This window comes from Acidobacteriota bacterium, assembly GCA_016715115.1.
In the GTDB taxonomy this organism is placed as follows: Bacteria; Acidobacteriota; Blastocatellia; order Pyrinomonadales; family Pyrinomonadaceae; genus JAFDVJ01.
In genome coordinates this window covers 13,657-28,271 of the sequence record JADKBM010000013.1, presented here as the reverse complement: position 1 = coordinate 28,271, position 14,615 = coordinate 13,657, and the positions used below count along the sequence as shown (strand labels likewise).

11 protein-coding genes are annotated in these 14,615 nt (G+C 57.4%); all 11 read right to left on the bottom strand.

The window, feature by feature from the left end; all coding sequences use genetic code 11:
• Positions 1 to 149: 149 nt before the first annotated feature.
• The 11 genes from IPN69_14925 to IPN69_14875 all read right to left on the bottom strand — a co-directional run bounded on the left by IPN69_14925 (position 150) and on the right by IPN69_14875 (position 14,614).
• Positions 150 to 461, bottom strand: a complete 312-nt coding sequence (locus IPN69_14925) for an STAS domain-containing protein (protein ID MBK8812004.1) — start codon at positions 459 to 461, stop codon at positions 150 to 152.
• A gap of 251 nt (positions 462 to 712) precedes the next feature.
• Positions 713 to 1,036: a hypothetical protein gene (locus tag IPN69_14920; protein ID MBK8812003.1), complete on the bottom strand. Its 324-nt coding sequence runs from the start codon at positions 1,034 to 1,036 to the stop codon at positions 713 to 715.
• A gap of 22 nt (positions 1,037 to 1,058) precedes the next feature.
• Positions 1,059 to 3,218 carry an ATP-binding protein gene (locus IPN69_14915; protein MBK8812002.1) on the bottom strand — a complete coding sequence of 720 codons (2,160 nt, stop codon included), beginning with the start codon at positions 3,216 to 3,218 and terminating at the stop codon, positions 1,059 to 1,061.
• Between the two features lie 20 nt (positions 3,219 to 3,238).
• Positions 3,239 to 5,506, bottom strand: coding sequence for a diguanylate cyclase (locus IPN69_14910; protein ID MBK8812001.1), 2,268 nt, complete (start codon positions 5,504 to 5,506; stop codon positions 3,239 to 3,241).
• 922 nt (positions 5,507 to 6,428) lie between these two features.
• Entirely contained in the window at positions 6,429 to 7,625 is a 1,197-nt protein-coding gene (locus IPN69_14905; GenBank protein ID MBK8812000.1) for a hypothetical protein, read from the bottom strand.
• Positions 7,622 to 8,668: a hypothetical protein gene (locus tag IPN69_14900; protein ID MBK8811999.1), complete on the bottom strand. Its 1,047-nt coding sequence runs from the start codon at positions 8,666 to 8,668 to the stop codon at positions 7,622 to 7,624. Before IPN69_14900 ends, IPN69_14905 begins: the two co-directional genes overlap by 4 nt.
• Positions 8,669 to 8,763: 95 nt before the next feature.
• Positions 8,764 to 9,615, bottom strand: coding sequence for a DUF4123 domain-containing protein (locus IPN69_14895; protein MBK8811998.1), 852 nt, complete (start codon positions 9,613 to 9,615; stop codon positions 8,764 to 8,766).
• 279 nt (positions 9,616 to 9,894) lie between these two features.
• On the bottom strand, positions 9,895 to 10,836 hold the full coding sequence (locus IPN69_14890; GenBank protein MBK8811997.1) for a DUF2974 domain-containing protein: 942 nt from the start codon (positions 10,834 to 10,836) through the stop codon (positions 9,895 to 9,897).
• Entirely contained in the window at positions 10,836 to 11,276 is a 441-nt protein-coding gene (locus IPN69_14885) for a hypothetical protein (protein ID MBK8811996.1), read from the bottom strand. Before IPN69_14885 ends, IPN69_14890 begins: the two co-directional genes overlap by 1 nt.
• 74 nt (positions 11,277 to 11,350) lie before the next feature.
• The gene (locus IPN69_14880; protein MBK8811995.1) at positions 11,351 to 12,127 is read right to left on the bottom strand and encodes a PAAR domain-containing protein; all 777 of its coding nucleotides are present in this window, start codon (positions 12,125 to 12,127) and stop codon (positions 11,351 to 11,353) included.
• Positions 12,128 to 12,529: 402 nt separating this feature from the next.
• A complete protein-coding gene (locus tag IPN69_14875) occupies positions 12,530 to 14,614 on the bottom strand; it encodes a caspase family protein (protein ID MBK8811994.1) in 2,085 nt (694 codons plus the stop codon).
• Between the last annotated feature and the right edge of the window lies 1 nt (position 14,615).

Here is a 14,615-nt window from a genome sequence, read left to right as displayed (position 1 = left end):
TTGCGATTTTCGATTTGGGCGATCGCAAATCAAAGGCTCACCGCTCAACGCTCAACGCTTACTGCTCACCGCTTACTGCTCACCGCTCACCGCTCACCGCTCACTGCTTACTGCTCACCGCTTACTGCTCACCGCTCACCGCTCACCGCTCACCTCATTTGAACGTGGTTCGTCAGACCGAGCATTTCGAACAGTTCCTGAGTCTCTTCCTTGACGTCCGAAAAGATGACCTCCGCTCCGGCGTCCTGGGCGGCGTCGATCACGCCGAGCAGGATCGAGACCCCGATCGAATTGACGATCTCGGTTTCAGCGAAGTTGACGACCAGCCTCCTCGCGCCGGCCTCAAGTTTTTTGCGGCACTCGCGCTCGATCGTTTCGCCGCTGATCTTGTTCAGGTAATCGCCGGCCAGGACAGTCGCCGTTTCACCCGCCGGACTGACGGTAATTGTATTTGTTTCCACGTTTCGCAAGCTTGGTCGAGTCTAATCTGAAACTGAAAGTTAAAGTAGAACTTTAAGTCGGAAAAGTCAAACGATTTGGGATTTGCGATTTGGGATTTGGGATTTGGGATTTGCGATTTGCGATTTGGGATTTGGGATTTGCGATTCCAGGTATTCCAGGTTCCAAATTCCATTGAGTCTGAGATCTTGGAATCCTGGAATCGGGAGCTTTGAAAAACCCAGGGGTTCTTTGTATTCGGGGCCGGGACGAGTCAGTACCATCTGCGGTAGCGGATGGTTGAAGATAGGTTCGTATCGGTCCGGGGGTGCCGCAACCAACCATCCGCTACCGCAGATGGTACCGACTCGACGCGATTGCAACGCGATTCGGGATTCCCGGTCTGGAACCCTTGGAATTCGGGAATCTTGAATTCGGATCTGGAATCCTGGAATCTCGAACCTTGGAATTTGGAATCTGGAATCCTTGGAATCCTGGAATCTAAATTCTGAATTCTGGAATCCTGAGATCTGGAATCCTGAAATCTGAAATCTGGAATCTGGAATCTGGAATCTGGAATCCCAATCGCAAATCGCAAATCGAAAATCGAAAATCGCAAATCAGATCTTCTTGACCATCGTGATCCGCGTGCCGTCGTCGGTCTGTTCGATCCTGACCTCATCCATCAGCGAGCGCATCAGTTTGAGGCCCCAGCCGCGGCGGCCTTCGGTCGGGTTGATCTCTCGCGACTGCTTGTCTTTCAAACGCATCCCCCGATTCGAAACGGTGATCGTAATGCGGTCTTCCTCAACGAAAAAGCGCTGGTAGATCTTGCGGTCAGGACTGTGAGAATGCTCGGACGCGTTGATGCACGCTTCGACGAGCGCGGTCTTGATCTGGTTGATCGCCTTCGGTGCGAAATGATGGCGCCGAGCGATCTCTTCGATCGTCTGCGCGGCGATGATCTCCGTGTCCTCGCCCATCGGCACGACCATTTCGTATTCGTTCGACCTCTCCGCGGCGGTCACAGGGGCGCCGAGAAATTGGACGAGCAGATCGACCTGCTTGCGGCTCGAGCCCAGCGCGCCGCGTTCGGCGAGAACCTCGCGGGCCTGGTCCGAAAATCCCTCAGGCGAAACGAGCCAGAGTCTGTAGTTCTGAAAATTGCAGACGAGCGCGACCATTTCGAGACGATCGCACCAAAACTCGGCCAGATCGCGCGACGCTTCTAGTTTTGAATCGATCTCGGCCGCGATCCAGACGATCTCGTCGCCGTCGCGATAGCTCGATTCGAGAAACCCGAGCGCGACCGCCGAACGCGAGCGTTCGATGACCTGCGAGATCGACGGATAGACCGCGACGGTGTGCGCGGCATAAACGATCTGCGGCAAAGTTACGCGATCGTCATCGGCGAGCGCGGTTTTGACGATCTCGGCATCGGGCAAGCCCTTCAGATCGTCACGGAAAGCGCCGTAGTCGAGGAGCGCCCGCGGTACATCCTGATGATTGAAGACCGCCAACAGTTCGCGCAGTCCGAGCGCCGAATTTTCGCGGTAAAAGGCCGCCATCGTCACGGGCGCGCGCTTGACGAACGCCGCGAGTGACTCGCCGATCGTCAGCGCCCGGTTCTGTTTCGCGGTCTCAAGGCGAAAGCGTCCGGCCACGAAGTCGCAAAGCGGGAGATTCTCGCGCATCGGTTCGATCAGGTTCGACGTGACACTGATGAACTCCTGCGCGTTGAGCTCGTTAAGCAGACGATAGTACGAATCGGCGTCAAGGTTGAAAAGCCGGCGCCAGTCTTCGGCGTGGATCTTTCCGATTTCCGGCCGAAGCGCGTCAAAAAGCGCGCCGACGACTTGCTTCTGCAGTTTTCCGTCCGGCACGATCCGATTCAAAATGCCGCTCAGGTACCGTGCGGTGCGTCCGCCGAAGATCTCGTCGGTGTAAACTCTCTGGACGCGTGCGAAACTGTCGAGACCGACGCCTTGTTCGTTCGCCGACTGGATCAGATTCGTGATAAACGCCGGATTTCCCCCGAGTTGCACGGCGATCAGATCGCGTGCCTGTTCGTTGATCACGACCTTGAGCTTTTCCGCGAGCCGTTCGGCAAGCGCGCCCGCCTCATCGAATCGAAGAGGCTCGAGTTCGGTCGTTTCAAGCACTATCTGATCGATGTCGAAACGCCGTTTGGAGGCGAATACGAACGGCATTTCGAACCGCGCGAACATCGAATTCAATTCAGCCCGAAGTTCGGGATCGGCCGTATCGAGATCGTCGAGCATCGCGAACGACCGCGCGCCGTTCGCGTACGCCCGCAAGGGAGCGCCGAGCGCGGTGCGGATGAACGCCCGCTCGTTGTTCAGACGGCTTTCAAGCCGGCAAGTTTCGAGCAGTCTGTCGATCCAATGCGTATCGCCCGGCACGGCGATCTGCGAGATCTCGCAGATGTCGCCGCCGAAATCAAGCAATGCCGGATTCTGACGCCGAAACGCGACCGTCTGCAAAATAAAATCCTGGACAAACCGAAGCGCGGCGGCGGAAGCGGTTTCGTCGGGGCGAAAGCTGAAATAGAACGGAATCGGGCCGTTCTTGTCCCTGAAAAGGCGATCGTAGGTCTGCCGCAGAAGTTCGGAAAGACCGAGTCCCGGAGCGGCTATCAAATGAAGGCCCGAAGTCGAGTCGGTCCGATGCGCTTCGGCTATCAGAGTTTCGAGTTCGACATCGCGCCCGACGAACGAATCAGCCGCCACGGTCGCCAGAATTCTTTTTTGCCCTTTCATTTCCATTGCATTTCCGCCGTTCATTCCGCTGCCGCTTCGGATGATTCGTGCACCTGCACGTTGTTTTTCCCTTTCGCTTTCGCCTGCCGCATCGCTTCGTCAGCGGCGCGTATGATCTCCTCGGCACTCGATATTCCGTAAACGAAAGTCGAGATACCGACGCTGATCGTGATCTTGCGTTGCGGGAACTCGATCGATTCAACGCTGTGGCGGATTCGTTCGGCGATCATCCTCGCTTCCGCCAGCGTCGTCTGCGGCAGAAGCACGCAAAATTCCTCGCCACCGTAACGCGCCGCGATGTCGGCTCCGCGCAGGGTGCCTTTCATTGCATCGACCGCTTCGCGCAGTACGCGGTCGCCGACGAGCACACCGAAATCCTTATTGAACTTGCCGAAATCGTCGACGTCGACCATCAGAAAACACATCGGGTAACCGTAACGGTTCGAACGCTTGATCTCCTCCGCGAGGCGTTCCTCAAGATATCGCCGGTTCAGCAATCCGGTCAGCGGATCGGTCACCGAAAGTTGCTCGAATTCGCCGGCCTTGCTTTTCAATGCTGCACGATCGATAACGACGGCGACCTGCGGCGCGATCGCTTCGAGGATTTCCAGGTCAAATTCGTTGTAGGCGGTCCCGTCCGCTTTGTCGGCGAAATTGAGCACTCCGATCCGGCGGTTTCCGATGACGAACGGATAGGAGATGAACGAACCGGTCTTGTATTTCCAATCGAGCGGCGCCGCACCAATTCCGATCTTGCCGACATCGCCGATGACGACCGGTTTCCCTTCCGTCAAAACTCCGCGTGCGACGCGTTCGCCGATTCCTTCAACCTTCGACTCGATGCTCTCGGCCGTCGCGCCGATCGCGGCGCGGACTGAAATTATGTCGGTCTTTTCGTCGAACAACAACAGGGAGCTGCGTTCTGAATTCATCAGTTCGGCCGAGATCTGGATCAATTTCGGCCAAAACTCATCGGTGTCGAGATCTTTCAAGCCGGAGTTGAAGCGTTCGACCGCCTTCGCCAGCCAGCTCCGGCGTTTGACCTCTTCGCGCAAACGCAGAACCTCGATCTCGGACGCGACCGAATGGCAAAATCGCGACAGATGCTGCATCAGATACTCGTCTTCAACCGCATCGGCAACGACGAGCGCGTTCTGAACCTCGTCGCCGACGGCGATCGGATAAAGCGCGACGGTCTTTCGTTCCGTATCGCCTCCCGATCGGGTCCTTTCACGGAGCCTGAGCGGCGCTTCGGCCTCGATCGCGCGGAAAAGCCGGCGATCATCGGACTGAAAGTGGACCTTGAACTGCTGTTTTTCGAGCGTGCCGGTCGCGCTGATGACTTCGAAGCCGCGCTCGCGAAGTTCGAGCCAGCCAAGCGACGCGAGTCCGTATCGACGTTGCAGAAACTCCAGAATCGAGTCACAGGCGTCGCGATATTTGAGACTCGCGAGCGATCCGAAAAACGATCGCCACGCCGCAAATTCTTCAGCGTCGGCCGTCGGCGGCCCGCTGACGGCGACGATCTCCGGCGGCTTTTCGTTGAACTCGCGGAGCATCTGCTCGATCGCCGATTTCTGATCGGATTCGGCCGTGTCAGGCATCTCTTCAACCGGACGCGGAATCGGTGCGGTCGCCTCAGATTCGGTGGGCGGCGTTTTGCCCGATTCGATTCGGTCGGAACCGATCTCGGGCGGATTCTCTTCATCGACCGGCTCACGCGCCTCGGCCGTTGCCGCAAATGGAGTTTCGACAGCCGCGCCGCCTTCCTCGACAGGAATTTCGATAGTTTCCGATTCGGCCGGAGTCTCGACCGGCGACGGTTCGAACGGCCGATCTTCAGCAACGCCGAGCGCCTGGATTTTCAGCGCCGCGTCCTCGATGTTTTTTTCGGAACTCGTCAGCAGAACGTTGTCGAAGATCTTCGTCGGCGGGAATTTGCTCCAGTCGCCCGAAATGGCTCGTTCGGTCGCGCGGCGGTAATTCTCGGCGGAAGTGAACGCGCGCCCGACGATCGCGACCAAAGGTTTCGCGGTTCTCATTCGAACGGCGACACAATCGAGGCCGGCGAAGCACCGGTACGAACCGCGATCGTCGCCCGCGAACTCGACCGCACGCCCGCAGAACTCGGCGCACGACGGCGCAAACTCGTCCGATGCGTTCAACACTTCGCAAATCGAATTGTTGTTCGCGGACGATCTGACGGACGAATTCTCATCGACGACCACCGCCGCCAAGGCGCTGTCTTCGGCGATCTTCGCAAGTTCAACTTGAGTCGGTTCGGTCATCGTTTCAGCTTCCGGCGCGCTGCTGCAAAAACAGCAATTATGACGCACCGGCGGCTCAAATGAGCTACGGCATACTGACTAGATAGGTCTAATCATAGGTTGCTTTCAGGAAAAGCCCGAGGAATAAAACGGTTGTTTTCCAACGATCCTTTTTTGAGTCAAGGATCAAGATTCAACAAACTGCCGATGTTCGTAATAAGGAATCTGAATTTACTTCTTCAAGCGTGCGGAGCACGCGAACTTGCGATAGCACCACGTGAAGCGAAGCGGAACCCAGGTGGCCCGCCGCGCCGACTTCCAAAGCGTGTGTAACACGCGTAACTCTAGCGGATGCAATAGGTCCGCGTGTTTTACACGCTCGCTCGAATTGTTGGCGGGTGACACCTGGGTTTCGAAATCTGAGTGTTTTGACACTCCGTTTCCGGCACAATCTGCAATCCAACGTTTAGCACAGCATTGGTTTTCCATACAGGAAGATCATCGGATAGGTGCGTCTCGGACGGGTTCGTATTTCGATGTTGCCACCGGCGAAGACCGCGGGAAGAAATCCAGACTTTAACTGAAGCGACTGGCAGGCTTGGCAAACGCCGGAGATTTTTGCATCTCGAGTCAAGAACGGCGAGATGGCGAGGCCCCGAACGCGCTGGGTGTGCGTCCGGGATACGAGGTTCCGACTTTGGTTGGGCCTATTGCTGAAACAAGACGAAGAAACTCCGCCGGCGCTACCTCTCGCAAACGGTTTATTTTAGAACCGCAAGTTGTCGGCCGCGGAAAAACGACCGCTACCGCAGGTCAGTACCAACTGCGGTAGCGGTTGGTTAAGCGTTGCCCTTCCAAAGCAGAAGCTCTGTCAAGAATCTCCGAGGCGAAAACTAGTGCCCGGGATCAAGCCCTGCGCGGCCCGACCGGCAGATCGGGGCTTCTACCCGCCTCGCTTTGCCGCGCCGATCTGCCGCAGGAACTTCTTCGCCGTCTGAACGTTGTCGCCGGTCCGGATCGCGCGTCGAAACTCGGCGGCGGCTTCGGTCAGAAGACCGCGGTTCGCAAGCGCGACGCCGCGGGCGAAAGGCGTTGAGCGCGGAAGCCGGCCGAGTTCGGCGAGAGCCGCCCGGTCGATCACGCGGAACCGTCCGGCAAATGCCTTCGAGGATTTCGAGGAACGCACTTCCCAATCGTAGACGCGGCCGCGGGCAAGCTCGCGCGACGGCTTCCAACGGTTCGCGTCGAGCGTCGGGCTTTGCTCGACAAGATCGCCGTTCTCGTCATAGATCGCGACCGTGTAACCTTCGCCGGCGTCGGCAAATCCGTTCCAACTGATCAACGGCGCGGCGCTTCGGACAGCTTCGCCGTTCGGCGTCAATGCGGCCGGCGTCCGATCGCCACCGCCGCCGCGAAGGCTGCCGGCGCCGCCGAGCGCCGCGAGAAAACCCGGCAGCGAGAGCCGTCCGGATCTGACCGCCTGTGCCGTTTCCGCGCGAAAGGGATCGGGAAGGTTTTCCGAATCTTCCGGTGCGGCCGGCGGAGTTTTCTCGGGATCGACGATCGCGCCTGGCGTCGGTGAAGGCTCGGGCAGCGGCAATTTCGGATCAGATATGTTCGGTGCGATGTCCGCGGTCGACACGATCTCCGCCGAGCGACGTTCCGGCCAGACGAAATAGACGGCCGCCGCCACGAACAGCAGCAGTACGAGGGCTGCCGCGAATCTCATCGATCGGGCGTTGAACATCGCGCCGATCTTTGCCCAGATCGTCGGCGGCGCGGCCGTCTCGAACTCGCGCAGCCGCAAGCTTTCGGAAAACTCGCGCAATTCGCGAAGTTCGAAGGCACAGGCCGGACAGTCGAGAATATGGCTCTCGACCAGTTCGCGCGTCACGGCGTCGGCTTCACTGTCCACGAACGGCCTGAGATGTTCGTCGAAATCGAGGTGGAACGCATCGCCGCCGGCAGCGTCGAACAGGGCGACCGTCCGCGCTGTCGCGAACGCCGGCCGGACCGACTCGAGGCACTCCGCGCATTCGGCCAGATGGAGGATGACGTTTGTCATTTCGCCGGACGAGAGCCGCCGTTCGGCGTACGCGATAAGGGTATCCGGGCTCGGATGGTCGATCATACCGCTCATTTTTCACCTCCGCGCCGATTTCGTCTCGGCTTTCCGGCGAGACGCCGCCGCAGATTGTCGCGCGCGACCTTCCGAAGATTGGCGACCTGTTTCGTCGTGATCCCCATTCTGTCGGCGATCGTCCGGTCGTCGAACGGCAGGAGCGGCAGCACTTTCGAAAACTCTTCCCCGTCGAGCGACATCGCCGCGGCGATCTGTTTGAGGTTCGCGATACCGGAATTGAAAAAGACGAACAGCATCTCGCGGCCCTGTTCGTCGCGCAGGTTAAAGAGCAGCGCCGTCCGCTGATTTTCCGGCAACTGGCTGATCTCGCTCCAGATCTGTTCAAGTTCGAACCGCATTTCAAGATCGCGCTGACCGTTTCCGCCCGAGAGCGTATTCTCGCGATAACCGTCGAGCGCCGCGTCGGCGATGTCCTCGACCGCCCACAACCGGGCGACGACCGTCACGAGATCGTTCAGCCGGAGCGGGCGGTTTGCCCGAAGAAGTATTTCAAACACGATCTCCGGAAGCCCGGAGCTTCTCAAATGCGGGATTGCGGCGAGAAGTTCGGACATCTCGTCGCCCGCCAACGCCCTTGCTGTCGTGCGTTCGCGGCTCGCAAACCCGCAATGGATTTCGCCCGAGTCGCTCCAAAGACCGATTTCCTCCGAGCGCCCGATGGCGTAGCGGATCTTGTTTTTGAGGCTCTTCCAGTTCGGCGTCGATTCGTTCAAGAAGTCGTGCCAGACGTTGTACGCGACGACCGCCGCGTAACCCCGGACATCGCGGATGCCGTTCCCGTCCGGTTCGGCGCGCATCGCCGCGAGTTTCAGGACGAGGTTCAGACAGCTCTGATTGCAAAGATCCTCGAGATCGCCGGAAGAAAACCCGACCCCGCGCTCGGCCGACTGCCGAAACTTCATCCGCAGCGTCCGCTCGATCACCGGCAGCGCCAGTTCCCCGACCAACCGTTCCAAGATCCGGGCAGACTCCGCCTCCCCCGGCGCATTCACATACAGCCGCAGCAAATCGTCAGTCAGAGGATTTGGATTATCCGACATTTTCGATCGGTTAGATTCCGCGTCCGGACGACGGAGGCCGGGATAACCTTTTCAGTCTACTTAGACCGCGAAATATCTGTAATTCTACCCTAAAACTATTTGATCAGGTCGAAAACGAATGTTGTTTCCGAAAATGGAAGGGCGTCGTCGCGACCGAAACACTTGACGCGCGACGGCATTTCATCTTCGGTGTAAAAGTGGTCGACATAACCGAAGAAATCTTTGAGTTCGTCATCGGTGCATGCCGGCAGAAATGTCCGCATTATGGACGGGTCGTAGAAGCGGAAATAGACGGATGCGCCTCTTTCGTCCTTGACGAACAGGAAGCGGCGAAAGTGCTTGCGAAGGTGGCCGAAACCGGCGCGGCTCGAGAAAAACGTGCACCAGCGCTTGCCCCAGCCGTGTCTCAACAGCCTTTCCAAAAAGACATCGGACTTGTCGAACTCGACAAGGTACGGCGCGACGTGTGCCATCTGCCTCTGCGATTCACCCTGATAGAGCGACATATGCTTCGAATTCGATTTCCGCAGCAGCGAGAGTATCTTCTCGTCGCGCGCCGCGTCGAGAAGACAGAAAAGATCGCCGTCGCGCGAACGGAGAAACTCGACGAGCCGTTTGATTGGAGTCTCGGGCTTCGTCACGCCAAAATCCTGCTCGAACAGAACGGCGAACTCGCTTTCGCCCGCCGAGATCCTACAGTTTGTTTCGATCTCGGCGGCGAGGATCCGCTTGCCGCCGACGAACGTTCCCGAGGAGCTTCCGGAATCGATCAAACGCCCGGTGTAACCGTCGAACGCCAGCAGAAAATGTGTTTCCGCCAGCCCGAAATCGTCGGGCAAACACATGTCGGCCCGCGCCCCACGCCCCACCCGCGCGACATCGCCATCCTCCAGCGAAACCGTGCCCGCTGCGTATTTTCCATTTATCACTTCGAGATAGATCGGCATAATTTTGAATCCGCGCGGTTCCGAATCATCCGCAACCTTGATTTGCTGGTTCTACATATTTCACGCCGCTCACCGGTATGCCGGCTTTGGTTGCTCTGCCTGGAACAAAACCGACTTCACGGTAGTGTTTGGCAATAGCCGTCTAACCGCGAGCAAATCAGCTCGAATTTTCAAATGCGAACCATCAATTACCACGAGTATGCCGATTCTCGCCGCGCCCATGAGCGTAAAGTTCGTATTGATTTCGGTCGTTTTCGATTCGTTTACTCCAAAAGGCGCTCATTTCTTCTTCGGGCGCGGCGGCGGTTGTGGTGCCGGGCCATCATATCCACCTTCACTGTGCCACTTGTCTAGGCGGGCTTGTTCCTGTCGATCCAATTCGTTTAGTCTCGCCTCCTCAAACTGTAGTCTCGCCTCCTCAAACTGCTCTGCACGCCGATTCCTTCGACGCTCCACCATACTCTTCAATCCTTGGCTCTTTCCACTCTTTACCTTCTTGGGAGGCGCCACACACGGTGCCGTATTCTTCAATGAATGCCTGTCAAAGATGTTACCACTTCCATACACCGATTCCGCGTCGCCCCAATTGAAGCCGGGAAGCTTGTGCACAAATTCCCACGCTGTATTGTAGTCAAAATGGAATTCCCTGGAACATCTTTTTGCAACCACATCGCCATTCGCGTTCCCATGCAACGGCGCCGAATTGATACCTGTAGATTTTAAGCACCCATTCATTGCCGCCGCGTAAGTTGACAATCCGCCGCCCAGAGAGTGCCCGGTTAACCTTAGTCGATCACCGTATTTGGCTTTCAAGTCTTTTGCGGTTGCAGCCGCTTGCTCGTATTGATCACCAACCGTCAACGGAAGGTTCCCATAAAACATATCTTTTGCGAATTCTGCCAAATCTGTTGTGTCGGTCCCGGCAAAAGCCAGAATGACCCGGTCATTCGATGAATCGACCGGTTTCATGACCACGCTGCGAAATCCGGTTTGGGTGTTCTCGATCAGCGAATCGACGCGCCACTCCTTCCCATCCGGAAATCGGTAAACATCACCTTCTTCCCCGTCATATGCAACATCACTCGCGCTCTTGCTCTCCGCGAAACTCAAATCGTTAGCGTCGGGAATGCACACACCCATCTTCCTGCACGCCGGCGGAACATTCGCTGTGCATTCCGCCGCAGCTTGGGCGGGGACTTTGACATTTTCGTGTGCTCCCATTACGTTGCCCCCCGGAGATCGTCTGCTTCCGCAAACCAGCATTTCGGGTCGTAACTTTCTGAGACTTCTTCCCAAACCGCATCGTCAGTTTCTGACCAAAGCAAATCAAGACGCTCTTCCGGAAAGACCTTTTCGTCGGATATTACGGAACGAATCCGGATATTCTCGTCAAAATTCGGGGCCGTGACGACCATTATCACAACAAATGCGATGAGCGAACTCTGCCAGCTCATTCCGTAGCCACGCGCCTTTTTGATTCCGAGTTTGACCATCTTACGAAGTCTGTTTTCCGGTAACTCCCGAATTGCGAACTCACTGTCTGGAAGTTTGATTCGCGTCTCGGCGTGATTTGCAAACAGATAGCTCACGACCTCGCATACGAACTCGGCGTCCGCGCACGTGTAAAAGGCCTGGTTGTGCGTTTGACTTAGTTTGAACATCAAAACGTCCTTTTAATCGTCGAATTTTGTCTGGACCACATAAGCACAGCCATATGCTCATATCATCGCGCCTATTAGTTCCTTTTCGTAGTACCAAACTCGTCATCGACAAGCTTAGGCTGCGGCTTCACTTTTGGCTTCTCGCTATCTTCAAAGACGTTCGAAATCGCCTCGCCGACCTTGTCGGAAACCAAGCCGCCGATCTTTTCCTTCGCGAAATCGCCAAGTGCACCGGCGGCCGCGTCTTTGAAGATGTCTCCCAGCCCCCCGAACGCGCCATCGGTCAGCGGCCCCGTGATTCCCGAACCGCTAATCGTCGCCGCGCCGGCGTCGGCAGCTTCAGCGGCACATTGAATCGCCTTCTGAATTCCAGCCTGACTTCGCTTCTTGCCGATGTGAACCGTCGGGAAACCGGTCTCGATCTTTCCCTGGTGCGCGGTTTTGTCGTCGCGGCGGGCGGCGAACAGCCCGCCCATCAAGACCGTCGGTTCGCCGGTCGCGATCGAATCGATCGGCAGTCCGTTGCAGATCACGACGTCGGACCTGCGGGCCGCAGGGAAACCGCCGATAAAGACAGTCGGCAGGCACGGCGCGGCGATCGGTCCGGCTCCGCCCGGACAGGCGGCGATGTCGGTCAACCGGGCCGCCCAAGGCCCCGGAGGCGACTGCGGCGGTTTCGGTTCGTCGAAAAAGTCCGCCAGCAGTCCCTGGATTCCGCCCGCCTGCTGGATCGCTCCCCAGGCGGCCTGAAGTTCCGGGGGCAGGAACCGTCCCGCTAAGTTTTCAACCGAACCGGCAAGATCCGACAGATCCGAAGGGAAATTGTTCAGCAGTTCGTTGCCGACGGCCATCGCGTCGCCTGCCCACGGCGGCAGGAACTGGCCGGCGAGGCCCATCATCCCGTCGAGCGACATCATCCCGCCGAGACCCGAAAACCCGTCTCCGCTAAGCAACCCGCTCAGGCCTTCGGTCAACAGAGGTTCCGCCGAACCGATCAGCCGCGAAAGTTCCGGCGGCAGCGTTCGGGCGAGACTCCGCGCGGCGGTCGGGAGCACGCCCGGATCGCCGCCGAGAACGCCCGTCCAATCTCCGTTGAGCCCGCTTTCGGCGATCCGAAGAGAATCGGCAGAATTGTCCGTTCGAAGCGCGCCGCGCGCAAAATCGGCCATCATCCCGGCACTTTCGGACGCCGTTCCGGTCGCGGAATTATTTCGCGAAAAGGCGGATGATTCTTGCAGCGTGATTCCCATCGTTTAGTCCTTGAAACGGATCGATGCGACCATCCGGTTGAACGTGTCCTGATAGACGGACCGTTCTTCGTCCGGACAGACAAAAACAAAAGTGACCGCGCGTTTGTCCTTCATTAAAGCGATGTAAAGGTAAGCAACTTCGACCTTTCCTGTAGTTGGCGAGCGACCTTCCAGCGATACGACCGTCGCGTCCCGCCCGGACAATTTGGCGTTCGTCGAGCCGGTCAGTCGCAAATATGTATTTCCGCTCAAAATATCCTGCGAGACGGCTCTTACCGCATCGGGCAGACGATCGTAAAGCGCGTTCGAGAATATCACCATCGCCCCGTGCGTGATCGCCGTTCCGTCCCGGGCGCCGTCGGTGGCGAAGATCATGTCTCCGTTCGGCATCGCTTTCCAGTTCCGCGGTATGGCCATCTGAAACGCTCGTTCGGAAACGTATGGATAAAACTCTGCAGACGGCCGTTCGACGGTTTTCGAGTTGTTCAGCGGTCCGCTTCTCATCGATGTGACGGTTTCTACCGCGTTCAGTTTGACCTCGCCCGTGCGGCAGCGGTTAAGGAACCTCACCACTTCCTTTGTCCAAACCTCGCAATTGCTGCAGGCGATCCGGTTTATAGTTGTCGCTCCGCCCGTAAGAATGTTAGCCCCGCCGGCCGCCTTCGTTATTCCCGCCATCGGCGCGACAAGGAAAATTTGTTTGTTTTTTTCGGTTTTCTGCTTTTTATTCTTGGCCTCGGTGTAAAGAAACTCCCCGCGGACCGAGATATAGGCCATCCCCGATTGATTTGAAACAAACGCGACCTCGCTAAGCTTTGAGAACTCAGCCACGAACGACTCATCTTTGGATTGAAACGCGAAGGCTTTGTCCGAAACTTCGATAAAGACGTTATCCAACGACTCACTGTTTAGCAGTATCTTTCCTCGGAATGCCCGAAACGTAACTGCCTGACCAAGAACTACCGCATTCTCCAAATACGGTATAGCCTCGGCGACCTTGCCCTGCGTGAAAAGGCTCTGACCATAAATCGCGTTGACCTTCGGATGGTTCGGTTCCGACTGCAAAAAGATCCTCGAATCGCGAATCACATCGTCGAGTAAATTGCTTCTATAGTTGGCTTCGATGATGTCGTAGCCGACGGTCGATCGGCTCGCGGGCTGGATCGACGTCTGGTTCTGCGAACCCGGAGTTTGAATCACCGTTGGCTGATTCTGGGTCTGCACCGTATTTTGCGGCTTGCCGGGAAGGAACGCGAATGTGCCTTCGAGCGAAGAAGAGTCCCACGGAATCTGGGTTCCGCCGGATTTTTCCCGGACCTGCGTCCTGACTCCTTTGAAGACCTCTTCAATGGTCAAGCCGGGTTCTTTTATCAGCCGGATCAGTTCCTGCGTGTATAGGCCATTGACGCCGGTGCCGTCGCTGGCCGTTTTTCCGGGCGCGGTCGCGTAAGCGATGAACGTCCCGGCCGACGCGTCGGTTTGCGCCATTCCCTGCGCGACATTCCGCCCAGTCGTAATGAACGGATTGTTTCGGCAAGAATCGAGAATGATGATGTTCACGATCTTTTTCGCGTCCGAGTCGGTTTCCAACTGCAGCATTATCGTGTCAAGGTCAATCGCCTGGAGCGACAGATCGCTCAGCCGTTCAATCTTGGCATCCACCGGGATCAGGTAGTTTTTGCCGTTCGCCTGCACCCCGTGTCCGGCGAAATAGAACAGCCGGACGCCTTCGCTTTGAACCTTGCGGCTGAATTCGCCGATCGCCTGCCTCATTGAGCTCAGCGTGGCATCGGTGCGTGACACGACATCAAATCCAACGCCGCGAAGCGTCGTGGTCATCGCGTTAGCGTCGTTCACCGGATTCTTTAGACGCCCGACCTGATACGCACTGTTCCCGATCACCAGCGCGACCCGGCTGCGCTCCGGGTAAACGTCCGCGCTTTTCCTAATCAGATCGCGCGGCGTCGGTGTCGGCTTGGGGCCGCTTTTGCGTTGCGAGAAAGCACCGCCCGCGCAAAAAGCCAAGAAAATCAATCCGATAAGAAGTACGTTGAATAAAGTTCGTTTCCGTGTGATTGATCGTTCCATA

What these genes read in the sequence shown, in the direction of transcription:
- IPN69_14890 (MBK8811997.1), bottom strand. Translation starts at nt 10,836, where the DNA reads ATGGGAGCACACGAAAATGTCAAAGTCCCCGCCCAAGCTGCGGCGGAA.
- IPN69_14885 (MBK8811996.1), bottom strand. Translation starts at nt 11,276, where the DNA reads ATGTTCAAACTAAGTCAAACGCACAACCAGGCCTTTTACACGTGCGCG.
- IPN69_14900 (MBK8811999.1), bottom strand. Translation starts at nt 8,668, where the DNA reads ATGTCGGATAATCCAAATCCTCTGACTGACGATTTGCTGCGGCTGTAT.
- IPN69_14910 (MBK8812001.1), bottom strand. Translation starts at nt 5,506, where the DNA reads ATGACCGAACCGACTCAAGTTGAACTTGCGAAGATCGCCGAAGACAGC.
- IPN69_14905 (MBK8812000.1), bottom strand. Translation starts at nt 7,625, where the DNA reads ATGAGCGGTATGATCGACCATCCGAGCCCGGATACCCTTATCGCGTAC.
- IPN69_14880 (MBK8811995.1), bottom strand. Translation starts at nt 12,127, where the DNA reads ATGGCCGTCGGCAACGAACTGCTGAACAATTTCCCTTCGGATCTGTCG.
- IPN69_14915 (MBK8812002.1), bottom strand. Translation starts at nt 3,218, where the DNA reads ATGAAAGGGCAAAAAAGAATTCTGGCGACCGTGGCGGCTGATTCGTTC.
- IPN69_14875 (MBK8811994.1), bottom strand. Translation starts at nt 14,614, where the DNA reads ATGGAACGATCAATCACACGGAAACGAACTTTATTCAACGTACTTCTT.
- IPN69_14895 (MBK8811998.1), bottom strand. Translation starts at nt 9,615, where the DNA reads ATGCCGATCTATCTCGAAGTGATAAATGGAAAATACGCAGCGGGCACG.